This is a genomic window from Pseudomonas sp. LS1212, from assembly GCF_024741815.1.
Taxonomy (GTDB): domain Bacteria; phylum Pseudomonadota; class Gammaproteobacteria; order Pseudomonadales; family Pseudomonadaceae; genus Aquipseudomonas.
Window position 1 is genome coordinate 4,978,986 of sequence record NZ_CP102951.1, and the last position, 26,023, is coordinate 5,005,008.

The window sequence follows — 26,023 nt, forward strand, 5'->3', positions numbered from 1 at the left end:
GCCAGTCTCAAGACAGATACTGTGAATATCGGGTGCAGGAACTGCACCCGAGCGTCGCCAGGCGTATCAGACGAAGGAGTCGTCGTCGGAGAAGAAACCACCGTCATCGCTGTAGTCGGTGTCTGCGAAGCCGCCCTGATCGTTGCCGTACGACTCATTGCTGGTCAGGCGCTGTTCATCATTGCCCCAACCGCTGTCGCTGGCCGGGCTCGGTTCTTCCTTGCTGACGTCGGCCACTTCCTGAGGCTGCGAGTCGTGATTGAACAGGCTGCTGATGCCCTGCGCCAGCATCACGCCGCCCGCCACACCTGCTGCCGTCTGCAAGGCACCGCTGAGGAAGCTGCTGCCCGCCCTGGCGGGTGCTGCGGCGACCGGAGGTGGCGCATAGCCCCGCTGTGGGGCAACGCCTGGCTGGCCACCGAAGGAAGAACGCGAGGGTTCGCGCCAGCCACCACCGGAGGTGCTTGTTGGTGCCGGCGCTTGTGTGGGCGCCGCCTGGGCTTCACGAGTGCCACTGCCAAAGATGCTCGAGAGAAAGCCGCCGCTGCCGGGTGCCGTGGCGGTAACCTGGGCCCTGGCCTGCTTCAGGTCGTTTTGTAACTGCTTGTTTTGTTCGTCGAGCTGCTTGAGCGCGGCTTCCTGTACCAGAATCGCCTGCGCCATGTAATACGCCGCGCTCGGTTGCTGGGCCAGGTGTTCCATGATCCGTGCCTGCGCCTGGGCGTCACGCGGGTCTGAATCCATTTCAGCCTGCTTGAGCCGGGCAAACAGTCCATCGATCAGGGTTTGTTCTTCGCTGTTCATGGCGACCTCGTAGATTGCCGGGAGAAACCGGGGCGGCTTTGCAACAAGCCAGACATGCACAGGTTAATGGGGTTGCCTGCTGCTCTTTCAATATGACCTGCATGAAACTTTTGTCATGCGGCCCACGGTCGCGGTTGGACCGCTGCGGTGCATCGGCTAAAGTGTCCGCCTGCTCTTTGCCTACGATATCGACCGATGAACCCGCTAAGCGTTTTGCGTGACTCCTTGTACTTCTTTCGCCGCAACCTGGTGAGCATCGTTCAACTGTGCCTGCCGTTGGTCGTGCTCGAATCGGTGTGCAAGCAATTGGTCGATCAGGCCACCGGCACCGAAGCCTCGCCGGCCTACGATGTGCTGGTCGGGCTGCTGTTCTACCCGTTGTATACCGCCGCGCTGATTCTCTTTCTCGATGCCCGCAGCCAGGGCCGCGAACCGCAAAAACGCGACCTGCTGGCCATGGCCCTGCGCTTGTGGCCAACCTTCGCGCTGCTGGCGGCGATGAGCACGCTGCTGATCATGCTCGGGATCTCGATGTTTGTCCTGCCGGGCATGTGGGTGATGATCAAACTGGTGTTCGCCGAATACCTGCTGGTATTGCGCGGGCTTACGCCGCTGGCAGCGATGCGCGAAAGTTTCGAGCTCAGCCAGGGGCATTTCTGGCGCATCCTGGCCTGCATCCTCGCCGTGCTGGCGCCATTGTGGCTGCTCGACGGCCTGAGCCTGATGGTTTACCCGCAACCTCAGAGCCCGGCACTGTCGCTGCTGCTCGACAGCATCAACAGCTTCCTGCAATTGTTCACCAGCGTCGTGCTGTTTCGTCTGTTCATGCTGGTTGCCGAACCCGTACCCGGCAATCCTGCACAATGACTTGGGCGCAAACGCTCTAGTCAGCTATGCTCGGGGCATTGTGCAACGCTAAGCCGAGCCGATGACCCGACTACTGCGCACCATCCTGCTGGCACTTCTGATCCTCGCCGTTCTGCTCTGGGTGCTGGCCTGGAACCTCACCTGGCACCCCGAGGAGCGTGAGCCGGTGCCGGTCGCCTGCACCCCGCAGGCACCTGTGCTGATCCCGGGCCAGGCGCTCAAGGTGATGACCTGGAACGTCCAGCACCTGGCGGGCAAACGCTATGTGTTCTGGTATGACCTGGAGGATGGCCGCGGCCAGGATGAACGCGCCACCAGCGAAGACCTCGCCTATAACCTCGATGAGGTGGCTCGGGTGATTCGCGCCGAACAACCGGATATCGTCCTGCTGCAGGAGCTCGATAGCGGCGCCAAGGCCAGCGACTATCAGGACCAACTGGCCCTGCTCCGCGAGCGTGTGGTCGATATTTATCCCTGCGTCGCCCAGGCATTCAACTGGAAGGCCGACTTCGTCCCCAACTCGCATATTTTCGGCAGCGTCGGCCGCACGCTGGTGACGCTCAGTCGCTACCAGATCAAACAGGCTGAACGCCTGCAATTGCCACAATCAAAAAGCAACCCGTTGAGCGAGTTGTTCCAGCCTCGGCGCGCCCTGCTGGCCAGTTATCTGCCGTTGCTTGGCGGCGGTCCCTTGGCCGTCATCAACACCCAGCTCGATGGTCATGCCCAGGGTAACGATATCCAGCTGCAGCAGATCCAGACCCTCTCGGACGTCCTGGATAAACTCGAAAGCCAGGGCACGCCCTGGCTGATCGGCGGAGACTTCAACCTGTTGCCGCTGGGCCAGTACCGCCGGCTCAAACCCGAGCAACGCGGTCGTTACGCGCCGGACAGCGAGCTACATGTGCTTTGGGACAAGTACCCGATGATCCCGAGCAACGCCGAAGCCAGCGGTGCCGACCGCGCTGACTGGTTCACCCACTTCCCCAACAACCCGGACTTGACGGCACCGGACCGGACCCTCGACTACCTGTTCCACAGCCCGCGCATCAAGCGCGTGGCCGCCGAGGTTCGCCAGGCAGACACCCTGCAGATCTCCGACCACTTGCCGCTGCTCGCGCGCTTCCTCCTGCCCGCTACGCCGTAGCCGCTATTTACGCGGCTTGGCGCGGGCCGTGGCTTCGGCTACCAGCGGGTCGTCGGGCCAATAGTGCTTGGGGTAGCGCCCCTTGAGGTCCTTCTTCACCTCGGCATAAGTAGTGCGCCAGAAGTTCGCCAGATCCTGGGTCACCTGCACTGGACGCCGGGCCGGCGACAGCAGGTGCAGCTTGACTTCCTGGCGCCCGGCGGCGATGCGCGGGGTCTGGGCCAGACCGAACAGCTCCTGCAAGCGAACCGCCAGAATCGGTGGCTGTTCGCTGTAATCGAGGCGGATCGATGAACCCGAAGGTACCAGCAGGTGCGACGGCGCCCATTCGTCGAGGCGCTGGGGCAGCGGCCAGGGCAGGTGATTGCGCAGGATCGAAGAAAGGTCCAGTTGGGCGAAATGGCTGAGCCGGGTCACCTTGCCCAGGTAGGGCAACAACCAGTCTTCCAGGCTCGCCAGCAAAGCGGCATCGCTGACGTCCGGCCATTCACTCTGCGACTGGGCGCTCAGATCGAGCTGGCGCAACAGCGATACCCGCGCCTGCCACTGGCGCAGCTCCGGCGTCCAGGGCAACAGCTCCAGGCCCTTGCGCCGCACCAGATTGAGCAACGCCCGGCCTCGGGCGGATTCATCCAGCCCGGTCAAGGGTTCGCTGCTCAACACCAGTTCGCCAACCTTGCGCTGGCGCTCGGCGCGCAGCACGCCTTCGCGTTCATCCCAGTCCAGCAAGTCGACACAGTTCACCTGCTCAGCCAGTACCCCGTCGAACAAGGCCGGATCGAATTCGGCGGCCAGATAAATGCGCTCCTCGCGCTGGCCCTGACGGCTCCCCAGATCGGCGACCACCAGCCAGGGCTCTTTCATCAGCGCGTCGACTTCACCGAACTGCGCCGCACGGCCATTGGCCAATCGGTACTGGGCGCCACCGGCGCCACGCTGCTGCGCCACCCGGTCGGGGTACGCCAGGGCCAACAAGGCACCCAGCCAGCGCGGGTGATCAGGATCAGCGACGGCAGCCGTCGCCTTGCCGCGCAAATAACCCCGGTATTGCCGCGCCAATTGCCGGGCACGCTGAACGCCTCCCTGCCCCCCTCTGGCTGCACGGCTTTCGCCACTGAGCAGGGCCAGCCGACTGTGCAGGTCAGCACCGGCACCGCGCAGGATATCGCGCTCGCCCAATAGCGCGGCGACGTCGCAGGCCATGCTGGCCAGGCCAAGGTCCTGCCCTCGCAACAATAGATGAGCGATTCGCGGGTGCGCCGGCAGCTCGGCCATGGCCTGGCCATGGGCAGTCAGGGTGCCCTGCGCGCCAGGTGCCAGTGCGCCCAATCGCGTCAACAGGTCCAATGCCTGGGCATAGGCCGCTGCAGGCGGGATATCGAGCCAGCGCAACTGGCCAGGCGTGACACCCCAGCGCGCCAGCTGCAAGGCCAGCCCGGCCAGATCGGCTTGCAGGATTTCTGCGCTGCCGTAGGCGGCCAGCTGTTCGTGCTGTGCTTCGGACCAGAGTCGATAGCACACCCCCGGCTCCAGGCGTCCTGCACGCCCGGCCCGCTGGGTCGCACTGGCGCGGGAGATGCGCTGGGTGTCCAGGCGCGTCATGCCGCTACCCGGATCGAAGCGCGGCACCCGCGCCAGCCCGGCATCGATTACTACGCGCACGCCATCGATGGTCAGGCTGGTCTCGGCGATATTGGTCGCCAGCACGACTTTGCGCATGCCCGGTGGAGCGGGTTCGATGGCCGCGCGCTGGGCGCTCAGGTCCAGCTCGCCATGCAATGGACAAAGCAAAATACCCGGTCTCCCCGCCAGTGCTTCGAGCAATTGTTGATGAACCCGACGGATTTCCGCCTGGCCGGGCAGGAACACCAGCAGGCTGCCGGGCTCGTCGTTCAGTGCTTGCAATACACTGTCGACGACGCGAGGCTCGATGTATTCACCGATCTGAAACGGCCGCCCCCAGCGCTGAGTCACCGGGTACATGCGCCCTTCGCTGCTGACCACCGGCGCATCGTCGAGCAGGGTCGACAGCTTCTCGCCTTCGAGGGTGGCCGACATCAGCAGGACCTTCAGCGGCTGCTCGTCGCGAAACAGTTCCCGACCATTCAAGGTCAGGGCCAGGGCCAGGTCGGCATCGAGGCTGCGCTCATGAAATTCATCGAATATGAGCAGGCCAACGCCTTCCAGCGCCGGGTCTTCCTGCAAGCGGCGGGTCAGAATCCCTTCGGTGACTACTTCGATGCGGGTCTTGGGGCCCACCCGGTTTTCCAGGCGAATGCGGTAGCCCACGGTTTCCCCGACCTTCTCCCCCAGCTCACTGGCCAGGCGCTCGGCGGCAGCCCGTGCCGCCAGCCGCCGGGGCTCGAGCATCAGGATCGATTGCCCGGCCAGCCATGGCTCGTCAAGCAGCGCCAACGGCACTCGCGTGGTCTTGCCGGCGCCGGGCGGCGCCTCGAGCACGACCTCATGGCGCGTCGCCAGGGCCTGGCGCAAATCGGGCACAACGGCATCAATCGGCAAAGAAATCATGGTAGTCCTCAAACAATCCGCCAAGTATAACGGCGAACCGAGCACCTATTATCATGGTCTTAGCTATATGGGCAGGCCCTTTGCCTGTATCGTTGCGACCTTCATCATGGAGATCTACATGCGCATTCCCTCCCGTGTAATCGGTGGCGTCCTGGTCGCTACCCTGCTGACCCAACTGACCGCATGCGGCACACTGTTCTTCCCCGATCGTCGTGGCCAGATCGAAGGCAAGATCGACCCCGTGGTTGCTGCGCTGGATGCGATAGGCATTCTGTTTTATGTGATTCCCGGCCTGATCGCCTTCGCGGTCGACTTCGCCACTGGCGCGATCTACCTGCCAGGCGGGAGCACCGCCCAGGTCGCACCGCAAAAGCTCCAGCAAGCCATCGGCGCAGACGGCAGGGTCGACAGCGGCAAGCTGCAGGCTATCCTGCAAAGTGAACTGGGCCAGCGCCTGCCGCTCAACGACCCGCGCCTGATCCAGCACAAGGGCAGCGTCGAACAACTGGCCATGTACGGCCTCGACCCGGCAGCCTGACCCGCACAAGGACGCCTCTGCGCCATGATCGACCGCGCCGAACACGAACGGCTGCTGCGCCTGGCGACCCGAGCCTCGTTGGCGGTCGCCAGTATCTTGATCACCGCCAAGGCCATCGCCTGGTGGCTGAGCGGTTCGGTCAGCCTGCTCGCCGGGCTGACCGATTCGATACTCGACGGCGTCGCCTCGTTTCTCAACCTGCTCGCGGTGCACTACGCCCTGCGTCCGGCCGATGACGATCACCGCTTCGGCCATGGCAAGGCCGAAGCATTGGCAGGCATGGCCCAGGCGCTGTTCATTGCCGTGAGTGCGGTGCTGATCGGCGTTCAGGCCGTCAAGCGCCTGCAAAACCCGCAACCGCTGGGGGATGCCGAGCTCGGTATCGCCGTGATGCTGTTTTCGCTGGCGCTGACCGTCGCCCTGCTATTGCTGCAGCGCAAAGTCATCCGCCTCACCGGCTCGACCGCCGTTCGCGCCGATTCCCTGCACTACCGCTCGGACCTGCTGCTCAACGCCAGTATCCTGGTGGCCTTGCTGTTGGCGCATTTCGGCTGGCCGCAACTCGATGCCTGGTTCGGCCTGGGGATCGCTCTGTATATTCTCTGGAGTGCCGTGCAAATCGCCCGCGAAAGTACGGCGACCCTGATGGATAAGGAACTGCCGACCGACGTCAGCGAGCAGATGCTCCAACTCGCTTGCAGCGTGCCCGGCGTGCTGGGCGCCCACGATTTGCGCACGCGTGTATCGGGCAATTACTGGTTCGTGCAGTTGCACCTGGAATTGCCGGGGCACCTGACGTTGTCCGTTGCTCACGATCTCTGCGAACAGGTCGCTGCCGCGATCACCCGGCAATATCCGCGTGCCGAGGTGTTGGTGCATGCTGATCCGAAAGAGGTTGTCAGATAGTGGTTGCCTTCGAGGGCCTCATCGCTGGCAAGCCAGCTCCCACAGATTCTGCGGCGTACTTGTGGGAGCTGGCTTGCCAGCGATGAAGCCCTGACAGGCACACCCCCACACGATCAATAAACGCTATATCCCCGCCCACTCAAGCACCCACCCAGCGCCCGACGATAATTGTCGGCCACATAAGCCGGTGGCGCATAAGTCGCCGCTGCCGGGTCGAAGCCGGTTTGACCGAACGCCCAGCGATGACATTCATAGCGATCCTGGTCGGTCTGATGCGGTGACTGCTCATAGGCCGGATAGGCAATCACGTCATAGCTGCCGATGGGCGGTGCCACCACGACATAGCGCGCGCCGTGTGGGCGGTACCAGTAGCCTCCGGAGTAGACGTAGTCATTGCCGCGCCCATCCGGACGGTCCGGCCAGCGCCTATCGTCATGCCGCGCCCCCTGCCCGCCGGCCTGCCAGTGCCGGGGAATGTCCTGGTAATAACCACGGCGGGGCGTCTGGGTCTGGCGCACCTCGTCAGGTTTGCTCTGGAGTGGCGATGAGCCAGGCTCCTCGGCCAACGATTGCGCGCTCACGCTGAGACCGAGCAAACCAAAACCTGCCAAACGCCAGATGCACGACTTCATGCTTTTCCTCGTGGGATAAGGCCGTATGAATAAGACTGCAGTGTCGCTATCAGTCCGTCTGAATCAGATATCGGCCAGCGAGGGAAAAATTGCAGGCAATAAAAAAGGGAGATCTGGAAGACCCCCCTTTGAGAATTTCGTCCGTGCTCGACGCTTTTGACGCCGGCTCACCTCACGCCGTCTTCTGGACAGTGTGTAGCCCGGGGGCCGACACAACCCTGTTGGGTTGCTGGCCGCAGCTGGCCTGATTCGGCTAGCTGCACTGGACTCATGTCCGGGCAGTGATTCTGGTGATAATAATAGGGCGACGGCACCGACAGAGGATTGCGAAGATTGCTCAATTAAACACAGCTTGCGCAATTTTTAACTTAAGATAGATAATTTACCGCAATAGAAACGACAAAGGCCTGTTCCATGAGCAAACTGGACCGTTACGACCTCAGCATTCTTGCCGAATTGCAGCGCGATGCACGCATCTCCAACCAGGAACTGGCCGAACGCATCGGCCTGTCGCCCTCGCCCTGCTCACGTCGGGTCAAGCAGCTGGAAGACGATGGCTACATTTCCCGGCAGGTGGCCCTGCTCGACCGCAAGATGCTGGGCTTGAGCCTGACTGCCTATGTAATGATCGGCATGGACCGGCACACGCCCGAGCGCTTCGAGAATTTCGAAGCAAAGATTCGCAGCCTGCCCCAGGTGCTCGAATGCAACCTGGTAACCGGCATGGAAGCGGACTATCAGCTCAAGGTGGTGGTGCCGGACATGGACCACTATCAGCAGTTGCTGCTGGGCCATCTGACCCGCATCGAGGGCGTCACCAGCGTGCGCTCGAGCTTTGTCCTCAATCAGGTGCTGTCCAGCACCGAACTACCCTTGACCCATCTGCGCACGTGACGACAGGTCATGCACGGCCGGACAACGCTCGCGTATAATCGCGCCCGCATTGCCTGTCTGGAGAGAATCGATGGATCCTGCGGTATTCGAAGAGTGGATGATGACCATCCTGGTCACCATTCTGATTGGTTTCATGGGCTTTATCGTCTGGGATTTGGCGAAAAAATCCAAAGCCGGCCGGTTCGGCACCTTCATCCTGTTTTTCGTGCTGGGCCTGGGCATCCTCGCCTTCGTCATCAAAAGCGTGGTTATCGGCTACGTCGAAAGCGCCTAGAGGCGGGCGGGCACTTCCCGCCACTGTCCCTGTTCAAGGCCATCGAGACTCCACTGGCCGATCCGCACCCGCACCAGGCGTAGCGTCGGCAAGCCGACGGCCGCGGTCATGCGCCGCACCTGGCGATTGCGACCTTCCTTGATCACCAGTTCAAGCCAGTGAGTCGGCACGCTTTTGCGAAAGCGTACCGGTGGATTGCGCGGCCACAAAGTGGGCTCTTCGAGCAAGCGCGCTTCTGCGGGCAAGGTCATACCGTCATTGAGCTCGACGCCCTTGCGCAATTGCTGCAGGTGCTCCTCGGTCGGCTCACCTTCCACTTGTACCCAATAGGTCTTGGCCAGCTTGTGTTTCGGATCGGCGATGCGCGCCTGCAATTGGCCGTCATTGGTCAGCAGCAACAAACCTTCGCTGTCACGGTCCAGACGCCCCGCCGGGTAGATGCCCGGCACGTCAATGAAGTCTTTCAGCGTCGCTCGCCCTGCTTCGTCGCTGAACTGGGTCAGCACATCGAATGGCTTGTTGAACAGGATCAAGCGAGGTTCTGCTGGCGGCGCCTTGGCCACACGGCGTTTGGCCAGGGGTTTGCCACCGGGCTTGGCCGAAGGTCGACGGGGGGCGGAACGCGGAGGCAAGGACATGAGAAGGAACACTTCAAACCGACAGGGCCGCCAATCCTAGAGGCACCTGCCGGTTTGAGCAAACCTCAACGGAACGGCGGCTCGTCGAAGCTGCGCAGTTTGCGCGAGTGCAGCGAGTTCAATTCCGTGCGCAGCAGGTCGAGGGCGGCGATGCCGATCTTCAAATGCTGGCTGACAGCGCGGTTGTAGAAGGCGTTGGCAGCGCCTGGCAGCTTGATCTCGCTGTGCAGCGGTTTATCCGATACACACAGCAAGGTGCCGTAAGGTACCCGCAGCCGATAGCCCTGGGCGGCGATGGTGCCGCTCTCCATGTCCACCGCCACGGCCCGGGACAAGTTGATCAGCGGTCGTTCCTGGGCCCAGCGCAGCTCCCAGTTGCGATCGTCGTAAGTCAACACGGTGCCGGTACGCAGACGCTTCTTCAGTTCATCGCCACGCTCACCGGTAACTTGCGCCGCTGCTTCTTGCAGGGCCATCTGCACCTCGGCCAGGGCCGGGATCGGAATATTCGGCGGCACCACGCGGTCGAGAATCCCGTCGCGGCGCATATAAGCGTGGGCCAGCACATAGTCACCGATGGTCTGCGACTGCCGCAGACCGCCACAATGACCGATCATCAGCCAGCAATGCGGGCGCAGCACGGCCAAGTGGTCGGTAATGTTCTTGGCGTTGGACGGGCCAACCCCGATGTTGACCAGGGTCACACCGTCGCCATCGGCGGCGATCAGGTGATAGGCCGGCATCTGGTAGCGATGCCAGACCACGCCGGCGACCAGCGCCTGGGCTTCACCGTTGTCCATGCTCTTGTCGATGATCACGTTACCCGGCAGCACCATCCGCACGAAACGCGGGTCGTCACGCAGTTGCTCCAGGCCGTGGATGATGAACTGGTCGACATAACGGTGATAGTTGGTCAGCAGGATCCACGGCTGCACATGCCGCCAGTCGCTGCCGGTGTAATGCACCAGGCGGCGCAGCGAAAAATCCACGCGCGCCGCATCGAACAGCGCCAGCGGCAACGGGTCGGCATTGCCCCAGTCGTACAAGCCATCGGCGATGCCGTCTGTTGCGGCCGACAGGTCCGTGCTGGGGAAGACGCGCGCCAGGGTAGCGGCGGTAATGCCGGTGCCGGCCAGCTCGTCGCCTTGCTCGACCACATAGGGGTAGGGAATATCCTGCTCGCTGACGCCGACTTCCACCGTCACCGTGAAGTCGCTCATCAATGGCCGCAATTGCTCCAGCAGATAAGCACGGAACGCCGCCGGATGGGTCACGGTGACGCTGTAGGTACCCGGTAACTGAACCTTGGCGTAAGCCCGGGTGGTGGTTGGCACTTCGCCCTGGCAGCGGTAGATCAGGCGAATTTCGGGATAGCGGAACTGGGCGCGTTCGTCCGCGTCGGGTTCGGTCCGATCCTTGAGGTAGCGCTTGAGCGCCTGGCTCAAGGCATCGGTAGCCTGTTGATGCAAGGCCGCCAGAAGATCGACGGCTTGCTCGGCGGTATCAACGACAACAAAAGCTTCAGCGGTTCGGTTCACGATGAAACATCCTGTCTGATCTTGCAGAACTCCATCTTGCCTGTAACAGCGGGTAAAGGCACGCCCGCCATCAAGCCGTTCAGCGCGGCGTGCTGCGCTGCACCAGCGCTTCGACCTCCAGCCCACGCGGCAAGGTCCCGAAGACGCGCCCGCCGGTGCCCAGGCGACTGGCGATAAAGGCATCGCTGACCGCAGAGTTTCCGGCCTCGAGCAACAACTTGGCCTGCAGGCCCAAGGCAATGTCTTCGATCAATTGCCGGGCGCGGTACTGAATGTCGCCGGTGTCCTGGGACGCCAATTTCAGTATTTCGATATGGGTAGCCAGGCGTTTGTCGCCATGGCCATCGCCCAGCTCGGCGAACAGTGCATCGAGCACGCCTGGCTCCTTGGACAAGGCCCGCAGCACATCCAGGCATTGCACATTGCCAGAGCCTTCCCATGTCGAGTTGACCGGGGCTTCGCGGTACAGGCGCGGCAGGATACTGTCCTCGACGTAGCCGGCGCCGCCCATGCATTCGGCAGCCTCGTTGATCATGGCCGGCGCGCGCTTGCAGATCCAATACTTGCCCACGGCCGTGACCAGCCGGGCGAAAAGCACCTGCTGCTGGTCATTGGGTTGATCCAGGGCTTTGCCCATGCGCAGGCTCAAGGCCAATGCCGCTTCACTTTCCAGCGCCAGGTCGGCGAGCACGTTCTGCATCAACGGCTGCTCGCTGAGCAGGCGCCCGCCGACACGACGGTGTGCGCAATGGTGGGCCGCCTGGGTCAAGGCCTGGCGCATCAGTGCGCTGGAACCGACCATGCAATCAAAGCGGGTCATGGCAACCATCTCGATAATGGTCGGCACGCCTCGCCCTTCTTCACCGACCATCCAGGCCAGCGCCCCGCGGAACTCCACCTCGCTTGAAGCATTGGAGCAGTTGCCGAGCTTGTTCTTCAGACGCTGGATGTAGAACTCATTGCGTGTGTCGTCCGGGCGATGGCGCGGCAGCAGGAAGCAGGTCAGGCCCTTGTCGGTCTGGGCCAGCGTCAGGAAGGCATCACACATCGGCGCCGAGCAGAACCATTTGTGCCCGACCAGCTCATAAGCCTGGCCCGGGCCGCCAGCACCAACCGGATAGGCCCGCGTGGTGTTGGCGCGCACATCGGTGCCACCCTGCTTCTCGGTCATGGCCATACCGATAGTCACGCCGGCCTTGTGTGCCATCGACACATTGCGCGGGTCGTATTCGGTAGCGAGGACTTTGGGCAGCCATTGCTCGGCCAGGTCCGGCTGCAGCTTCAGCGCCGGCACGCTGGCGAAGGTCATGGTCAAGGGGCAGCCGCTGCCGGCTTCGGCCTGGCTATGCAGGTAGGTCATTGCAGCCCGGGCCACGTGCGCACCATCACGCGGGTCGGCCCAGGGCAGAGACGGCAGGCCATGCTCGATGGCCGTGCGCATCAACTCATGATAAGCCGGGTGGAACTCCACCAGGTCAATGCGATGGCCGAAACGATCGTGACTGCTGAAGACCGGCTTGTTCTGATTGGCCAGAAACCCTGCCGCCATCAATGGCCCGCCGGCCAGCGCGCCATAGGTGTCGATACGCTGTTCGGCCCAGCCCGCCCCGTATCGGCGTGCCCATTCCTGCAGGGGCAGGTCAATACGATAAAGGTTGGCCCCATCCAACGAAGGCGGCTGATTAGTGACTTCATGGGTTTCAGCGAATTGATGCAGATTCATTGAGGGGCTCCTTGGATAAAGGCCGATTCAGTTCAGTGAATCACGGCGCAGCCCTCACTCAAAGTGTCATATCAGCCGAAACATCGGCGCTTTAGCCATCAGCCGAGGACAGCAACCAGCCGTGCAACATCCCCTGCAACTCCTCGAAACGGACTGGTTTGGCCAGACAATCGCTCACCCCTGCCTCCAGGCAAAGCTCACGCTCCCCCTGCTGCAACCTGGCCGTCAACGCCAGCACCGGCAGATGGGCACAGCCTGGGATCTCGCGCAGTTTGCGGCAAATGCCAAAGCCCTCCTGCGAAGGGATCCGGCAGTCCAGCAGCACGGCATCGAAGCGTTCGCGGCGCAGAAGCTCGAGCGCGCTCGAGAGATCTTCGGCCGTACGGACCCGGTAACCCAGCTTGAGGAGCATGCCGCGGACCACCAGCTGGTTAATGCTACTGTCATCGATCAACAGCACCGTGCATTCGTAGGCCGCCCGCTGCGGCTCCCGCGCCATGAAGGGTGCGGGTGCTGCGGCCGGCGCCGGCGGCAGCTCACATTGCCCCATCCGTACCGTCAGCTCGAAGCTGCTGCCTTGCCCGGGCGTGGAACGATGGGTCAAGCTTCCGTCCATCAGCTCGGCCAACTGCCGGCATATCGCCAGACCGATCCCGAGCCCGCCGTGCTCGCGGGTCATGGAACCGTCGAGCTGATAAAAACGCTGGTACAGCGTCGCCTCGTCCAGGTGGCCGAAACCGATACCGCTGTCGCTGACCTTGAACATCAGCTCGAGGGTTTCGTCAGCCGTGCTCCGGCCACTTACCTGCAGGCTAACTATGCCCTGGCGGGTGAACTTGATCCCGTTGTCGAGCAGGCAGGCCAGGCACAGGCTCAGCTTCTTGGCGTCGCCCACCACTTGCTCCGGCACCTGCGATGCAACCTCGATGGTAAACATCAGGCCCTTGCGCTGGGCCTGCCCGGAAAATTGCAGGCGCAGGCTTTCAAGCACGCCACGCAGGCTGAAGGCCTCGCGTTGGGGGTAGAGTTTCCCCGCCTGCAGTTCGGTGAGGATCAGGATGTCATCGACCATCCGCATCATGTCGCGCGCGGACCCGGCGGCCGTCTGTTGGTACTGGGCAAGCTCGGGGCCCAAGGGCACGGTCTGCATCAACTCCAGCGAACCGATCACCCCATTCATCGGCGTACGCAGCTCGTGGGTGACGGTGGCCAGGAACTCATCCTTGAGCCGATTACTGTTGGCCAGTTGCTGGTTGAGCACCTCGAGTTTTTGCCCGGCATCGAGCAAGGTCTGCGCCTGCTGCTCGCGCATGCTGTTGATCCGGTCGGCCAGAGCCAGCGATAGCAGCCCGACTTCCAGGGCCGAACCGATCTGGCTGGCGTACATGGTGATGAAGATGTTGGGCAGATACCCCAGAACCATCAACGTATTGATCACCCCGCCAAGCAGGAAGGCCGACCAGGCGATGATGAAATACCGCGCCACGCGCAGGCCCCGCCACCAGGCGACAATGCCCGCGGTGAAAATGGCCACGGTGAACAACAGCGCCAGCAGCGTTGCCAGGCGCAGCGCAATTCCGTAGCTCATGGTCAACGCCATCAACACCACGATTGCGCCGCAGGCCATCAGCGCCAGCAACAAGCGGTCGAGCACGCGACTGTGCACCGCCGTTTGCAGGAAACTGCGGGCGAACTGGCAGCCAAAGAAGCCGGCCGCACCGATGAAAAAGGGCGTTGCCGCGTTGGCCCACCAAGGGTTGTTCGGCCAGAAAAATTCCACGCCCGCGCCATTGACCGATACCTGATACAGGCCAAACGAAGCGATATAGAGGATGTAATAGAGATAACTGGTGTCGCGCACACTGAGGTAAATGAACAGGTTGTAGACCAGCATCCCCAACAACACGCCGTAAATCAGCCCAAGCACATAGATGCGTGCAGGCTGCTCCTCCATATAGGCATGGCTGGACCAAAGGGTCAGCGGGGCCTGGACGGAGCCTTGGCTTTTCAGGCGCAGATACACCGTTCTGGATTGCCCCGGATTGAACGGCACCCCGAACAGGTAGTTATTCTGCTTGATCTGTCGACTGACGAACGGCAAGGCATCGCCGGTGCTCCGGACCAATTGATAAGCCCCGGCCGCATCGGCCAGATACAGTTCCAGGCTATCGAGCGGCGGATAGGCCAACTCGAGCAACCAGTTGCGTGGGGCTGAAGAAGCGGTCGTGTCGTAGCGTAGATCGATGCGCAGCCAGAACGCCGAGGTCGAGTACCCGGCATTGAGCACGTCGCCGAGGTGCGGACGAAACTGATCACCCAGTGCCGCAGAACTGACTTGCTCAATCGTGGCATTGCCTTCGCGGTCTTCGAAAACCTGCATCACTCGCCCCAGGGGGAGGCTGCGAGTGGTGTCATCGAAATCGACCGCACAGGCCAGCATTGGCAGCCAACCCACCAGTAGAATCAGCAAATAGTGCATACAGCCCCAGCATAGCCTGTCCGAGTGCGTCGCGAAGCCTCCCCAGTCCTTTTGAGGCGACGTATTGCGGCAGTGCCTGTTATCAATATCGAAGCACTCTAGCATAGCTTCCGAGGGCCTGTTCACGCCAAACAAAAATACCAAATAAAGGCTCTAAATCAGTACTTTCAGAGAAAATCAGAAAAAAACGCTGACGCCTCGATCAAAAAATCAATGACAAGCAGGCAGACCTGTAAAAAGCGTTTGGTGGTAAGCTCGCGCACCATGAATATCTATAGCTCCCGCCCTGTTGTCCTCTGTCTCTCCGGCCACGACCCAAGTGGCGGCGCCGGCTTGCAGGCAGATATAGAAGCCCTTATCGCTCAAGGTTGCCATGCAGCGCCCGCTGTCACCGCCCTGACCGTGCAGGACACCGTCAATGTCAGCGACTTCCGCGTCCTGGACCGGGAGTGGGTGTTGGCCCAGGCCAACGCCGTGCTCAACGACTTGACCGTAGCCGCCGTCAAGCTGGGCATGCTCGGCTCGCTGGAAATGGTCGACACCGTCGTCGAACTGCTCCAGGCCCACCCGCACCTGCCGCTGGTGTGCGACCCGGTGCTGCGCGCCGGCGGTGGCGGACGCCTGGGCAAGGACGAAGTCGGTTACGCCATGCGTGAACGGCTGCTGCCGCTCGCGACCATTGCCACCCCCAACCTCCCCGAAGCGCGCATCCTCGCCGAATTGCCCGAAGGCACGGCAGACGAGTGCGCAGAAAAACTCTTGCCGTTTTGCAAGCATCTGCTGATCACCGGTGGCCACGGTGACGAACACGAAGTGCACAACCGTTTGTACAGCCGCGATGGCACTCGCCAGACATTTACCTGCCAGCGCCTGCCGGGCAGCTACCATGGCTCCGGCTGCACCCTGGCGAGCACCCTGGCCGGGCGCCTGGCCCTGGGCGAGCAACTGCAAAGCGCCGTAAAAACAGCACTCGACTACACATGGCGAACCCTGCGTGACGCAGAGCAGCTCGGCAAGGGCCAGTTCGTGCCACGCCGACTGCCGCTGGATTTCTGCTCCTGACGACCGGCCTTGAGGCGCACCCGATGCTCATGTTACGAGAATTACGTGGCTTGTATGCCATCACCGACAGCCAATTGCTGGCCGGCAAGTTTCTTCCCTACGTCGAGGCGGCACTCGATGGCGGCGTCACGCTGCTGCAATACCGTGACAAGAGCAGCGATCAAGCGCGTCGCTTGCGCGAGGCCGAAGCGCTGCGCACGCTGTGCGAACGCTACAAGACCCAGCTGATCATCAACGATGATGCAGAGCTTGCCGCACGCCTGGGCGTGGGTGTCCATCTGGGGCAAACCGATGGCCCGCTGACACCGGCGCGAACCCTGCTCGGTCGCCAGGCGATCATCGGCGCTACCTGCCACAGCCAGCTCGAGCTCGCCGAGCAGGCAGCCCGCGAAGGCGCCAACTACGTCGCCTTTGGCCGCTTCTTCAATTCCAACACCAAGCCCGGTGCTCCGGCGGCCAACCTTGAACTGCTCGACCAGGCCCGCACACGGCTGAAACTGCCGATTGCCGTGATTGGCGGCATCACCCTGGAAAATGCCAGGCCGCTCATCGCCCACGGCGCCGACCTGCTGGCGGTGATCCACGCCCTGTTCAGCGCCGACAGCACGCAGGAAGTCACCCGCCGCGCTCGCGCTTTCAATGCCTTGTTCGAATCTGTCTGATTTAAAGAGAACCCATCATGTCTCGTTCCGAAATCCTCTTTGCCAATGCCCAAAAACATATTCCCGGCGGTGTGAATTCTCCGGTTCGCGCCTTCAAGAGTGTTGGCGGCACGCCGCTGTTCTTCAAACATGCGGCCGGTGCCTATGTCACTGACGAAGATGACAAGCGCTACGTTGACTACGTTGGCTCCTGGGGCCCGATGATTCTCGGCCACAGCCACCCGGACGTGCTCGAAGCCGTACGCAGGCAACTGGAGCATGGGTTGTCCTACGGCGCACCGACTGCCATGGAAACCGAGATGGCCGACCTGGTCTGCTCGATCGTGCCATCGATGGAGATGGTCCGCATGGTCAGCTCGGGCACTGAAGCCACCATGAGCGCCATCCGCCTGGCGCGTGGCTTTACCGGCCGCGACAGCATCATCAAATTCGAAGGCTGCTACCACGGGCACTCCGACAGCCTTCTGGTCAAGGCCGGCTCCGGCGCCCTGACCCAAGGCGTTCCAAGCTCTGCGGGCGTACCCGCGGCATTCGCCAAACACACCTTGACCCTGCCGTTCAACGACATCGATGCCGTCGAGAAAATGCTCGCCGACGCAGGCCAGGAAGTGGCTTGCATCATCGTCGAGCCCGTGGCCGGCAACATGAACTGCGTGCCACCGGCACCTGGCTTTCTCGAAGGCCTGCGCACCCTCTGCGACAAGCATGGCGTGGTGTTGATTTTCGACGAAGTGATGACCGGTTTCCGTGTCGCCCTGGGTGGCGCCCAGGCGCACTATGGCGTGACGCCGGACCTGAGCACCTTCGGCAAGATCATCGGTGGCGGCATGCCGGTCGGCTGCTTCGGCGGCAAACGTGAAATCATGTCGCACATTGCCCCGCTGGGCCCGGTTTACCAGGCGGGCACCTTGTCCGGCAACCCGCTGGCGATGGCCGCTGGCCTGACCACGCTGAACCTCATCAGCCGCCCGGGCTTCCACGCCGAACTGAGCGACTACACCAGCCGCCTGCTCGACGGCCTGCAACAGCGCGCCGATGCCGCCAGCATTCCTTTCGTGACCACCCAGGCCGGTGGCATGTTCGGCCTGTACTTCAGCGGTGCCGACGACATTGTCACCTTCGATGATGTAATGGCCAGCGACGCCGACCGCTTCAAGCGCTTCTTCCACTTGATGCTCGAGGGTGGCGTGTACCTGGCGCCAAGCGCCTTCGAGGCTGGCTTCACCTCTATCGCCCATGGCGACGCCGAACTGAAGATCACCCTTGATGCCGCCGAGCGCGCGTTCGCTGCACTCAAGTAATCGCTCTGCGCGCTCGGCCTGCGACCGCTTTGCGGTCGAGCGTCGCAGCGGCGCACCGAGCCTGTGGCAGCGGCTACATCGACCGTGCCAGGCCGAACTCTGTAGCCGCTGCCGAATGGCTGCGCTCGAGCGCGCAGCGGTCGCAGAAATGCCAGGTTCGACGCCATGACTTCCCACGCGGCAGAAAAACGAGTAAAGACTTTGTAAGGTTGGCCCTGCTTATTTCATAATGTGCCACCAGTACATTCCCTGGCCGGGTCCGCCCGCACCTATGCAGAGGTAAGTCGATCCCCATGAACCGCACCGGCCGCGCCCTTGCCCTGGGCTGCCTGTTGCTTCTTCACCCCCTGCTGGCCTTGGCAGGCGGTAATTCGTTGTTGATCCCAGCGATGGGCCGCTGCACCCTCAATACTCAGCCCGAAGACTTGCCGCAAGCGCTTGCCGCGTGCCAGCAGGCCGCAAAATCGGGGGATATCCAGGCGCAGTACGAACTGGGTGAGTTTTATTACGACGGCAAGAATGCCCCGCGCGACCTCAATAAAGCCCTGAATTATTTCGAGCAGGCCTCACTGCAGGGCCACGCCCAGGCGCAATACAATCTGGGCGTCATGTTCTTTCGTGGCGAAGGTGTGCCGGCCAACAACGTTCAGGCTTACATCCTGCTGAAGATGGCGGCGGTCAATGGCTTCGAAGAGGCGCTGGACGTCGCCGACCAGGTCTCCGGGCAAATGCGGCGCGAGGAACTGGAAGTCGCGACTCAGGTGCTGGGGCAAATTTTCCGCAAATACCTGCTGGAGCTGCAGACGGCCGACGGCCGTACGCCCTTCGCGCCGCTGCCTTGAAGCCGGTTACTTGTCCGGCATCGGCATGGGGAATGGCATCACGTTGCTCACCCCACGCGCTTCGCTGATCTTCGGAGTTCCCAGGCGCTCGACTTCATCGATGCGGATGATCGAGTGCATCGGTACAAAGCTGCGCACAACACCTTCAAATTGCGCCTTGAGCTTTTCTTCGCTCGGATCGACGACAACCTGGGTACGCTCACCAAAGACGAACTCTTCCACCTCGAGAAAACCCCACAGGTCACTTTGATAGATCTGCTTGGCGTACATCTCGAACACCTGGCCCTGGTTAAGGAAAATCACTTTGTAGATTGGCGCTTCGCGTTTGGTCATCTTGGGCGGGTAACAGTCGGGAAGAGTGAGGAGGGCGAAAACTATAGCATAGCGGCCAGACAGGCAACGCTAGGAACCGATGGCCGCGACCACTATAATATGCGGTTCTTTGAATCACCTGATGATCGCGCATGAGCAAGAAGCTTTATATCGAAACCCACGGCTGCCAGATGAACGAGTACGACAGCTCGCGCATGGTCGACCTGCTGGGTGAACATCAAGCACTGGAAGTCACTGCCCGCGCAGAAGACGCCGACGTCATCTTGCTCAACACTTGCTCGATCCGCGAACGCGCCCAGGACCGGGTGTATTCCCAGTTGGGTCGCTGGCGCGAACTCAAGCTCAATAAGCCGGAGATGGTCATCGCCGTCGGCGGCTGTGTCGCCAGCCAGGAAGGTGAGGCGATTCGCGATCGCGCGCCCTACGTCGATGTCGTCTTCGGCCCGCAGACCCTGCACCGCCTGCCGGAAATGATCGACGCCGCGCGCACGACCAAGCTGCCGCAGGTCGACGTTTCCTTCCCGGAAATCGAAAAGTTCGATCACCTGCCCGAACCGCGCATCGACGGGCCGACGGCCTATGTCTCGGTGATGGAAGGCTGCAGCAAGTACTGCACGTTCTGCGTAGTGCCCTACACCCGTGGCGAAGAAGTCAGCCGTCCTTTCGACGACGTACTGGCCGAGATCATCCACCTGGCCGAGAACGGCGTACGCGAAGTGACCCTGCTGGGTCAGAACGTCAACGGCTATCGCGGCCTGACTCACGACGGCCGCCTGGCCGACCTGGCAGAACTGATCCGCGTGGTCGCGGCGGTCGAAGGTATCGAGCGCATTCGCTACACCACGTCGCACCCGCTGGAATTCTCCGACAGCCTGATCCAGGCCCACGCCGAGGTCCCGGAACTGGTCAAGCACCTGCACTTGCCCGTGCAGTCGGGCTCGGACCGGGTTCTGGCCGCCATGAAGCGCAATCACACCGTGCTCGAGTACAAGTCCAAGCTGCGCAAGCTCAGGGCCGCCGTACCAGACATCTGCATCAGCTCGGACTTCATCGTCGGCTTCCCTGGCGAGACCGAAAAAGATTTCGAGCAGACCATGAAGCTGGTCGCCGACGTCGGCTTCGACTTTTCCTACTCCTTCGTCTACAGCCAACGCCCGGGCACGCCCGCTGCCGACCTGCCGGACGAAACCCCCGAAGCGCTGAAAAAAGAGCGGCTCGCCGTACTGCAACATCGTCTCAACCAGCAAGGTTTCGAGATCAGCCGACAAATGGTCGGCAGCGTCCAGCGCATCCTGGTCACCGATTATTCGCGCAAGGATCCCGGCCAGTTGCAGGGCCGCACCGAGAATAACCGTATTGTCAACTTCAGCTGCGACAATCCCAAGCTGATCGGCCAGTTCGTCGACGTGCACATCGATGCGGCACAACCGCACTCGCTGCGCGGCTCGCTGGTGCAATGACCGACCTTGAACCGGGCCTGCAGTCGGGCCCGGTCACCCCTCATCGCTTAAGAGCTTTCGCGCTCAGGCAGGTGGGGTTATCCTTGAGTTCATATCCATTGCCGTCGGGCGGCTAAAAAACAACCTTGAACGCACCCATAGAACCCCATCGCTTCATTCTCGAGCCCTTTGAGGCTCGCCGCTTCGCCAATCTTTGCGGGCAGTTCGACGAGCACCTGCGCCTGATCGAACAGCGCCTGGCCATCGAGATCCGCAACCGCGGCAATCAGTTCGAGCTGATTGGCGAACCCCAGCACACCACCTCCGCCGAGCACCTGCTCCGACGCCTGTACCGCGAGACCAAGGCCACCGAACTGTCCCCGGACATGGTGCACCTGTTCCTGCAGGAGTCCGCCGTCGAAGAACTGGAAAACCCGGCTGCCGCAGAAGTCGGCGTAGCCCTGCGTACCCGCAAGGGCATGATTCGCCCGCGCGGGCTGAACCAGCAGCGTTACGTCAAAGAGATTCTCGGCAACGACATCAACTTCGGCATCGGCCCGGCCGGTACCGGCAAGACCTACCTGGCAGTGGCCTGCGCGGTGGACGCATTGGAGCGCGAGCAAGTACGCCGCATCATGCTGGTCCGCCCCGCCGTCGAAGCCGGGGAAAAACTTGGTTTCCTGCCTGGCGACCTGGCCCAGAAGATCGACCCGTACCTGCGCCCGCTCTACGACGCCCTGTATGAAATGCTGGGCTTCGAGCACGTGGCCAAGCTGATCGAGCGCCAGGTCATCGAAATCGCCCCGCTGGCCTACATGCGCGGCCGCACGCTCAACAACAGCTTCATCATTCTCGACGAAAGCCAGAACACCACCGTCGAACAGATGAAAATGTTCCTGACCCGGATCGGCTTCGGCTCCACCGCCGTGATCACCGGTGACATCACCCAGGTCGACCTGCCCAAGGGCACACGATCGGGCCTGAATCATGTCATCGACGTGCTGAAGGATGTTCCGGGCATCAGCTTCACCCACTTCAAACCCAAGGACGTGGTTCGCCACCCATTGGTGCAGCGAATCGTGGAAGCCTACGAGCGCTTCGACGCCCGCACCACCTCAGCCGAGGACGGGGATAGACGCCGCGATGCTTGAGCTTGATCTGCAACGGGCCAGCACCACGCCTGGCCCCAGCGACGGCGACTTTCGCCGCTGGTGCGAGCTGGCCCTGCGCCAGCGCAGTGCCGACTCGGAGATGACCATTCGCCTGGTCGATGAAGCCGAAGGTCGCGAACTCAACCACACCTACCGCCACAAGGACTACGCCACAAACGTGTTGTCCTTCCCGGCGGATGTGCCAGACGACATGCTGGATATCCCCCTGCTGGGCGATCTGGTGATTTGCGTCCAGGTGGTAGAGCGCGAGGCCGCTGAACAAGGCAAGGCGCTGGACGCCCATTGGGCGCACCTGGTCATCCATGGCTGCCTGCACCTGCTGGGCTACGACCACATCGAAGACGATGAGGCCGAAGAAATGGAAGCACTGGAACGAACGTTGCTTGCCGAACTGGGTCACCCGGACCCTTACGCCGACGACGAAACCGACACTCCGATTAATAACAATTTCAAGGATCACGAGTAAGCGCCATGAGCGAAGACCGATCGAGCAACGGGCAGAAGTCCTGGCTGGGAAAAATCACCCAGGCTTTTGCCCATGAGCCGAAAAACCGCCAGGAGCTTCTCGAGCTGCTGCGCGAAGCCCACCAGAACAAATTGCTCGACAGCGAAGCACTGACCATTGTCGAAGGCGCCATTCAGGTTGCAGACCTGCAGGTTCGCGACATCATGGTCCCGCGTTCACAGATGATGAGCATCAAGTCGACGCAAACACCCCGCGAGTTCCTGCCGGCGGTGATCGACGCCGCGCATTCGCGCTATCCGGTGATCGGCGAAAGCCACGACGATGTTCTGGGCGTGCTGCTGGCCAAGGATTTGCTGCCGCTGATCCTCAAGGAGAACGGCGACAACTTCAACCTCAAGGATTTGCTGCGCCCGGCAACCTTCGTGCCCGAATCCAAGCGCCTCAACGTGCTGCTGCGTGAATTTCGCGCCAACCATAACCACATGGCCATCGTCATCGACGAATATGGCGGCGTGGCAGGCCTGGTCACCATCGAGGACGTACTGGAGCAGATCGTCGGCGACATCGAGGATGAGCATGACGTCGAGGAAGACAGCTACATCAAGCCGTTGCCCAGCGGCGACTTCCTGATCAAGGCACTGACCCCGATCCAGAACTTCAACGAGTTCTTCGACTGCGAGTTTTCCGACGACGAGTTCGACACCGTCGGCGGGCTGGTCATGAGCGCATTCGGGCATTTGCCCAAACGCAACGAGACCACTGAAATCGGCGCTTACCGATTCCGGATTCTCAACGCCGATAGCCGCCGGATACACTTGCTGCGCCTGACACCTATTTCTCGTTAAGATTTGCGTTAAGGATAACCATGCGTTGGATCACCCGCCCCGGCTGGCCCGGTAACCTGCTGGCCGTGGCGGCCGGCGCAATCACCACCCTGGCACTGGCGCCATTCGATATCTGGCCACTGGCCTTGCTCTCGCTGGCTATTTTCTACCTGGGGCTACGCGACCTGACGCCACGCCAGGCTCTGGGCCGAGGCTGGTGTTACGGGTTCGGCACCTTTTCTGCCGGCACCAGCTGGATCTACGTCAGCATTCACACCTATGGCGGCGCCTCTGCCCTGCTTGCGGGCTTCCTGATGCTGGCATTCATTGCTGCCATCGCCTTTTTCTTCGCCCTGCCCGCCTGGCTCTGGGCTCGCTGGGTTCGCCGCAACGAAGCACCGCTTGCCGACGCCCTGGCCTTCGCTGCCTTGTGGCTGGCGCAAGAAGCCTTTCGCGGCTGGTTCCTGACCGGTTTCCCGTGGCTCTATGCCGGTTACAGCCAGCTCGATGGCCCGCTGGCCGGGCTTGCGCCGCTCGGTGGCATGTGGCTGATCTCCTTCAGCCTGGCATTGACCGCGGCCCTGCTGTGCAACCTGCATCGACTGACCGCGCGCAAGAGCTTTCTTGCCGCAGGCATGGTCCTTCTTCTGGCGCCATGGGCCATCGGCTTGAGCCTCAAGGGGCATGCCTGGACCAGCCCGTCGGGCGCCCCCCTGAAAGTCGCGGCAATCCAGGGCAACGTCGAGCAGAGTCTGAAATGGGACCCGGAGCACCTGAATGCGCAACTGGCCCTGTACCGGGACATGACCTTGACTTCGAAACAGGCCGACTTGATCGTCTGGCCGGAAACCGCCGTTCCGTACCTGAAAGAATCCGCCCAGGGCTACCTGGACATGATGGGCAACTTCGCCAGTGACCGCCGGGCAGCATTGATTACCGGCGTCCCGGTGCGAGAAGTGGTTCACGACCAGAAGCGCTACTACAACGGCATTACGGTAACGGGCGAAGGTGACGGCACGTACCTCAAGCAAAAGCTGGTGCCTTTTGGCGAATACGTTCCGCTGCAGGATCTGCTGCGCGGCCTGATCGCCTTCTTCGACCTGCCGATGTCGGATTTCGCGCGCGGCCCGGCGGACCAGCCCATGCTCCAGGCCAAGGGTTATCAAATCGCACCCTACATCTGCTACGAAGTGGTTTACCCGGAGTTCGCCGCCAGCCTTGCCGCGCGCAGCGACCTGCTGCTGACCATCAGCAACGACACCTGGTTCGGCACCTCGATCGGCCCGCTGCAACATCTGCAGATGGCCCAGATGCGCGCCCTGGAGGCCGGCCGCTGGATGATTCGCGCCACCAACAATGGCGTGACCGGCCTGATCGATCCTTTCGGCAAAATCACGGTGCAAATTCCGCAGTTCGAACGCGGCATTCTCTACGGCGAAGTCGTGCCCATGCACGACCTCACACCGTATCTGCAATGGCGCTCCTGGCCGCTGATCATTCTCAGCACACTGCTGCTGGGCTGGGCCCTGCTGGCCAGCCGCATCGCCAAGACGGTCTGACGTCAGCGATAGAACAGCCGGTAACCGAGCAGGCCAACCGCTTCATTGAGCAGTTGGCCGCTCTGCCACATGGCCTGACTCTCTGGCATCCAGCCACCGAACGGCCGCGCCTTGTCGACCCCGAGAAAACCCACGGGGGCGGGAACCACGGCAAAGCCCGCCTGCTCGAAACTCCAGCGTGAACGCTGCATATGCCAGGCCTGGGTCACCACGACCACGCGCTTGATACCCTGCGGCAGCAACAGCGCTGCACTCAGCTGGGCGTTTTCCCAGGTGGTGCGGCTCTGCTCTTCTTTCCAGCGCACATTCACCCCGAAATCGTTGTGCAAGGACACCGCCATGACCTCGGCCTCACTGGGCGGCAGCCCGAAGTGCAAACCGCCCGTCGTGAGCACCGGCAAGCCGGAAGCCTTGGCCAGACGCGCGGCATAGCGCATCCGCTCCATGGCAATGACCGACGGCTGGTCAACACCGCCCCAGGCCGGGTCGGCGCGTTCGCGCCCAGCTCCCAGTACGACAATGGCATCGGCCTGTTGCGCAAGGGCCGCCCACTGGCTCTCTGCCAACGCAGGCTCGGTCTCCAGACGCTTGGCCGCCGTCTCCACGGTAATCGGCAGGCTCATGAGCCATAGCCCGCCAAGACCGAGTACAAAGCACAGGGCGGACAGCCGCGGCCAGGAGCGCCGCAACCACCAGGCAACGAGCAGCAGCAGGAATAAACCGCCTGGTGGCAGGAGCAATTGTTTTAAAAAGTAACGAACAGGCATCGGGCATCTCCATGAATGCCCGAAGCCTAAGGGGATTGACGCTCGGCAACAATATCCGCAGGCCGCTCGTTTGATAGCGCATGATGGAATCAATGCGCTGGGGCCTGCACCTGACTCATTTCAAAGGTTATTTGAATTGCAGCGCTTTGGATTTCGCCGTGGTTTTTTTTGAAGTCTTGTCTTTCAGCCAGACAATCCTGGCCGAATGATGCGACTCTGTTTGCTCCTGAGCACCGGAGCTTCCATGCCCTCCTACCGGATTGGAAACCAGATAGGCGTTGATCAATTCGAATTCAGCGCGGCTCAGGCCACGTAACTCCAATTCAGCAGGCATTTCATCTCGTAATCGAACCGCTGTTCTGGCGACATCCAAGGCTAACCCCAGACGGTCGATCAGCCGTTCGAACAACTCCGGCTTCATTGCTTTCAGCTGCGACTCTGCCATCCGCTCACCTCATCGAAGATAAAACATACTCCCCACACATGAGCTTAGCGCTGCCCGCAAAACCAGCTGGATGCCGCGACCAACGGATGCGCCGGGCCTTGCGAGGCCAACCTGACGCAATCAGGGTTTCCCTCGATAGAGGGGGGTCATGTATGCTACTGCGTTGATTGTTTGTCACCCTA

The 26,023-nt window shown here is 61.9% G+C and carries 25 protein-coding genes; 15 read left to right on the top strand and 10 right to left on the bottom strand.

All coding sequences use genetic code 11. The annotated features are described in order from the left end of the window. Window positions 1–66 precede the first annotated feature (66 nt). Window positions 67–804: a DUF2076 domain-containing protein gene (locus NVV94_RS23205; RefSeq protein ID WP_258444666.1), complete on the bottom strand. Its 738-nt coding sequence runs from the start codon at window positions 802–804 to the stop codon at window positions 67–69. A 195-nt stretch (window positions 805–999) separates the two neighbouring features. On the opposite strand from NVV94_RS23205, the gene NVV94_RS23210 reads away from it, so the two are divergent. Beyond that, complete coding sequence (locus NVV94_RS23210) at window positions 1,000–1,671, top strand: YciC family protein (RefSeq protein WP_258444667.1); 672 nt, start codon at window positions 1,000–1,002, stop codon at window positions 1,669–1,671. Between the two features lie 61 nt (window positions 1,672–1,732). Continuing rightward, window positions 1,733–2,818, top strand: coding sequence for an endonuclease/exonuclease/phosphatase family protein (locus NVV94_RS23215; RefSeq protein ID WP_258444668.1), 1,086 nt, complete (start codon window positions 1,733–1,735; stop codon window positions 2,816–2,818). A 3-nt stretch (window positions 2,819–2,821) separates the two neighbouring features. Here NVV94_RS23215 and hrpB read toward each other — a convergent pair whose 3' ends face one another. After that, on the bottom strand, window positions 2,822–5,347 hold the full coding sequence (hrpB, locus tag NVV94_RS23220; RefSeq protein WP_258444669.1) for an ATP-dependent helicase HrpB: 2,526 nt from the start codon (window positions 5,345–5,347) through the stop codon (window positions 2,822–2,824). Between the two features lie 118 nt (window positions 5,348–5,465). Between hrpB and NVV94_RS23225 the strand changes: the two genes are divergently transcribed. Then, window positions 5,466–5,885, top strand: coding sequence for a polyribonucleotide nucleotidyltransferase (locus tag NVV94_RS23225; RefSeq protein WP_258444670.1), 420 nt, complete (start codon window positions 5,466–5,468; stop codon window positions 5,883–5,885). Window positions 5,886–5,909: 24 nt separating this feature from the next. Then, window positions 5,910–6,791: a cation diffusion facilitator family transporter gene (locus tag NVV94_RS23230; protein WP_258444671.1), complete on the top strand. Its 882-nt coding sequence runs from the start codon at window positions 5,910–5,912 to the stop codon at window positions 6,789–6,791. A gap of 113 nt (window positions 6,792–6,904) precedes the next feature. On the opposite strand, the gene NVV94_RS23235 is transcribed toward NVV94_RS23230, so the two are convergent. After that, window positions 6,905–7,423, bottom strand: a complete 519-nt coding sequence (locus tag NVV94_RS23235) for a hypothetical protein (RefSeq protein ID WP_258444672.1) — start codon at window positions 7,421–7,423, stop codon at window positions 6,905–6,907. A gap of 414 nt (window positions 7,424–7,837) precedes the next feature. On the opposite strand from NVV94_RS23235, the gene NVV94_RS23240 reads away from it, so the two are divergent. Then, window positions 7,838–8,317: an Lrp/AsnC family transcriptional regulator gene (locus tag NVV94_RS23240; protein ID WP_258444673.1), complete on the top strand. Its 480-nt coding sequence runs from the start codon at window positions 7,838–7,840 to the stop codon at window positions 8,315–8,317. 70 nt (window positions 8,318–8,387) lie between these two features. After that, on the top strand, window positions 8,388–8,591 hold the full coding sequence (locus NVV94_RS23245) for a DUF2788 domain-containing protein (protein ID WP_258444674.1): 204 nt from the start codon (window positions 8,388–8,390) through the stop codon (window positions 8,589–8,591). Here NVV94_RS23245 and NVV94_RS23250 read toward each other — a convergent pair. The 4 genes from NVV94_RS23250 to NVV94_RS23265 form a co-directional block, all read right to left on the bottom strand. Then, window positions 8,588–9,154, bottom strand: a complete 567-nt coding sequence (locus tag NVV94_RS23250) for a pseudouridine synthase (RefSeq protein ID WP_258447796.1) — start codon at window positions 9,152–9,154, stop codon at window positions 8,588–8,590. The two genes, NVV94_RS23245 and NVV94_RS23250, sit on opposite strands and share 4 nt — an antisense overlap. Window positions 9,155–9,294: 140 nt before the next feature. After that, window positions 9,295–10,794, bottom strand: a complete 1,500-nt coding sequence (amn, locus tag NVV94_RS23255; protein WP_258447797.1) for an AMP nucleosidase — start codon at window positions 10,792–10,794, stop codon at window positions 9,295–9,297. A gap of 52 nt (window positions 10,795–10,846) precedes the next feature. Further along, on the bottom strand, window positions 10,847–12,490 hold the full coding sequence (locus NVV94_RS23260; protein WP_258444675.1) for an acyl-CoA dehydrogenase family protein: 1,644 nt from the start codon (window positions 12,488–12,490) through the stop codon (window positions 10,847–10,849). Window positions 12,491–12,581: 91 nt separating this feature from the next. Continuing rightward, window positions 12,582–14,969 carry a hybrid sensor histidine kinase/response regulator gene (locus NVV94_RS23265; protein ID WP_258444676.1) on the bottom strand — a complete coding sequence of 796 codons (2,388 nt, stop codon included), beginning with the start codon at window positions 14,967–14,969 and terminating at the stop codon, window positions 12,582–12,584. A 264-nt stretch (window positions 14,970–15,233) separates the two neighbouring features. Between NVV94_RS23265 and NVV94_RS23270 the strand changes: the two genes are divergently transcribed. From NVV94_RS23270 to NVV94_RS23285, 4 genes are all read left to right on the top strand, one after another. Beyond that, on the top strand, window positions 15,234–16,031 hold the full coding sequence (locus NVV94_RS23270) for a hydroxymethylpyrimidine/phosphomethylpyrimidine kinase (RefSeq protein WP_258444677.1): 798 nt from the start codon (window positions 15,234–15,236) through the stop codon (window positions 16,029–16,031). A 29-nt stretch (window positions 16,032–16,060) separates the two neighbouring features. Next, window positions 16,061–16,693: a thiamine phosphate synthase gene (thiE, locus tag NVV94_RS23275; protein ID WP_258447798.1), complete on the top strand. Its 633-nt coding sequence runs from the start codon at window positions 16,061–16,063 to the stop codon at window positions 16,691–16,693. 17 nt (window positions 16,694–16,710) lie between these two features. Further along, the gene (gene hemL, locus NVV94_RS23280; RefSeq protein ID WP_258444678.1) at window positions 16,711–17,994 is read left to right on the top strand and encodes a glutamate-1-semialdehyde 2,1-aminomutase; all 1,284 of its coding nucleotides are present in this window, start codon (window positions 16,711–16,713) and stop codon (window positions 17,992–17,994) included. Between the two features lie 293 nt (window positions 17,995–18,287). Further along, window positions 18,288–18,836: a tetratricopeptide repeat protein gene (locus NVV94_RS23285; protein WP_258444679.1), complete on the top strand. Its 549-nt coding sequence runs from the start codon at window positions 18,288–18,290 to the stop codon at window positions 18,834–18,836. A gap of 6 nt (window positions 18,837–18,842) precedes the next feature. On the opposite strand, the gene NVV94_RS23290 is transcribed toward NVV94_RS23285, so the two are convergent. Further along, a complete protein-coding gene (locus NVV94_RS23290; protein ID WP_166570920.1) occupies window positions 18,843–19,169 on the bottom strand; it encodes a DUF1820 family protein in 327 nt (108 codons plus the stop codon). Between the two features lie 131 nt (window positions 19,170–19,300). On the opposite strand from NVV94_RS23290, the gene miaB reads away from it, so the two are divergent. The 5 genes from miaB (at window position 19,301) to lnt (ending at window position 24,629) form a co-directional block, all read left to right on the top strand. Further along, complete coding sequence (miaB, locus tag NVV94_RS23295) at window positions 19,301–20,629, top strand: tRNA (N6-isopentenyl adenosine(37)-C2)-methylthiotransferase MiaB (protein WP_258444680.1); 1,329 nt, start codon at window positions 19,301–19,303, stop codon at window positions 20,627–20,629. A gap of 125 nt (window positions 20,630–20,754) precedes the next feature. Beyond that, window positions 20,755–21,759 (top strand): PhoH family protein, encoded by a 1,005-nt coding sequence (locus NVV94_RS23300; protein WP_258444681.1) that lies wholly within the window; start codon window positions 20,755–20,757, stop codon window positions 21,757–21,759. Continuing rightward, window positions 21,752–22,246, top strand: coding sequence for an rRNA maturation RNase YbeY (ybeY, locus tag NVV94_RS23305; protein ID WP_258444682.1), 495 nt, complete (start codon window positions 21,752–21,754; stop codon window positions 22,244–22,246). Before NVV94_RS23300 ends, ybeY begins: the two co-directional genes overlap by 8 nt. 5 nt (window positions 22,247–22,251) lie before the next feature. Next, a complete protein-coding gene (locus tag NVV94_RS23310) occupies window positions 22,252–23,091 on the top strand; it encodes an HlyC/CorC family transporter (protein ID WP_258444683.1) in 840 nt (279 codons plus the stop codon). Between the two features lie 20 nt (window positions 23,092–23,111). Continuing rightward, entirely contained in the window at window positions 23,112–24,629 is a 1,518-nt protein-coding gene (lnt, locus tag NVV94_RS23315; protein WP_258444684.1) for an apolipoprotein N-acyltransferase, read from the top strand. 2 nt (window positions 24,630–24,631) lie between these two features. Here lnt and NVV94_RS23320 read toward each other — a convergent pair whose 3' ends face one another. Beyond that, window positions 24,632–25,396 carry a YdcF family protein gene (locus NVV94_RS23320; RefSeq protein ID WP_258444685.1) on the bottom strand — a complete coding sequence of 255 codons (765 nt, stop codon included), beginning with the start codon at window positions 25,394–25,396 and terminating at the stop codon, window positions 24,632–24,634. Window positions 25,397–25,523: 127 nt separating this feature from the next. Then, on the bottom strand, window positions 25,524–25,841 hold the full coding sequence (locus NVV94_RS23325) for a hypothetical protein (protein WP_258444686.1): 318 nt from the start codon (window positions 25,839–25,841) through the stop codon (window positions 25,524–25,526). Between the last annotated feature and the right edge of the window lie 182 nt (window positions 25,842–26,023).

What these genes read in the sequence shown, in the direction of transcription:
- NVV94_RS23260 (WP_258444675.1), bottom strand. Translation starts at nt 12,490, where the DNA reads ATGAATCTGCATCAATTCGCTGAAACCCATGAAGTCACTAATCAGCCG.
- hrpB (WP_258444669.1), bottom strand. Translation starts at nt 5,347, where the DNA reads ATGATTTCTTTGCCGATTGATGCCGTTGTGCCCGATTTGCGCCAGGCC.
- miaB (WP_258444680.1), top strand. Translation starts at nt 19,301, where the DNA reads ATGAGCAAGAAGCTTTATATCGAAACCCACGGCTGCCAGATGAACGAG.
- NVV94_RS23205 (WP_258444666.1), bottom strand. Translation starts at nt 804, where the DNA reads ATGAACAGCGAAGAACAAACCCTGATCGATGGACTGTTTGCCCGGCTC.
- NVV94_RS23290 (WP_166570920.1), bottom strand. Translation starts at nt 19,169, where the DNA reads ATGACCAAACGCGAAGCGCCAATCTACAAAGTGATTTTCCTTAACCAG.
- NVV94_RS23325 (WP_258444686.1), bottom strand. Translation starts at nt 25,841, where the DNA reads ATGGCAGAGTCGCAGCTGAAAGCAATGAAGCCGGAGTTGTTCGAACGG.
- NVV94_RS23240 (WP_258444673.1), top strand. Translation starts at nt 7,838, where the DNA reads ATGAGCAAACTGGACCGTTACGACCTCAGCATTCTTGCCGAATTGCAG.
- NVV94_RS23225 (WP_258444670.1), top strand. Translation starts at nt 5,466, where the DNA reads ATGCGCATTCCCTCCCGTGTAATCGGTGGCGTCCTGGTCGCTACCCTG.
- lnt (WP_258444684.1), top strand. Translation starts at nt 23,112, where the DNA reads ATGCGTTGGATCACCCGCCCCGGCTGGCCCGGTAACCTGCTGGCCGTG.
- NVV94_RS23210 (WP_258444667.1), top strand. Translation starts at nt 1,000, where the DNA reads ATGAACCCGCTAAGCGTTTTGCGTGACTCCTTGTACTTCTTTCGCCGC.
- NVV94_RS23310 (WP_258444683.1), top strand. Translation starts at nt 22,252, where the DNA reads ATGAGCGAAGACCGATCGAGCAACGGGCAGAAGTCCTGGCTGGGAAAA.
- NVV94_RS23235 (WP_258444672.1), bottom strand. Translation starts at nt 7,423, where the DNA reads ATGAAGTCGTGCATCTGGCGTTTGGCAGGTTTTGGTTTGCTCGGTCTC.
- thiE (WP_258447798.1), top strand. Translation starts at nt 16,061, where the DNA reads ATGTTACGAGAATTACGTGGCTTGTATGCCATCACCGACAGCCAATTG.
- NVV94_RS23265 (WP_258444676.1), bottom strand. Translation starts at nt 14,969, where the DNA reads ATGCACTATTTGCTGATTCTACTGGTGGGTTGGCTGCCAATGCTGGCC.
- NVV94_RS23245 (WP_258444674.1), top strand. Translation starts at nt 8,388, where the DNA reads ATGGATCCTGCGGTATTCGAAGAGTGGATGATGACCATCCTGGTCACC.
- NVV94_RS23320 (WP_258444685.1), bottom strand. Translation starts at nt 25,396, where the DNA reads ATGCCTGTTCGTTACTTTTTAAAACAATTGCTCCTGCCACCAGGCGGT.
- NVV94_RS23270 (WP_258444677.1), top strand. Translation starts at nt 15,234, where the DNA reads ATGAATATCTATAGCTCCCGCCCTGTTGTCCTCTGTCTCTCCGGCCAC.
- NVV94_RS23215 (WP_258444668.1), top strand. Translation starts at nt 1,733, where the DNA reads ATGACCCGACTACTGCGCACCATCCTGCTGGCACTTCTGATCCTCGCC.
- NVV94_RS23285 (WP_258444679.1), top strand. Translation starts at nt 18,288, where the DNA reads ATGAACCGCACCGGCCGCGCCCTTGCCCTGGGCTGCCTGTTGCTTCTT.
- ybeY (WP_258444682.1), top strand. Translation starts at nt 21,752, where the DNA reads ATGCTTGAGCTTGATCTGCAACGGGCCAGCACCACGCCTGGCCCCAGC.
- NVV94_RS23230 (WP_258444671.1), top strand. Translation starts at nt 5,910, where the DNA reads ATGATCGACCGCGCCGAACACGAACGGCTGCTGCGCCTGGCGACCCGA.
- hemL (WP_258444678.1), top strand. Translation starts at nt 16,711, where the DNA reads ATGTCTCGTTCCGAAATCCTCTTTGCCAATGCCCAAAAACATATTCCC.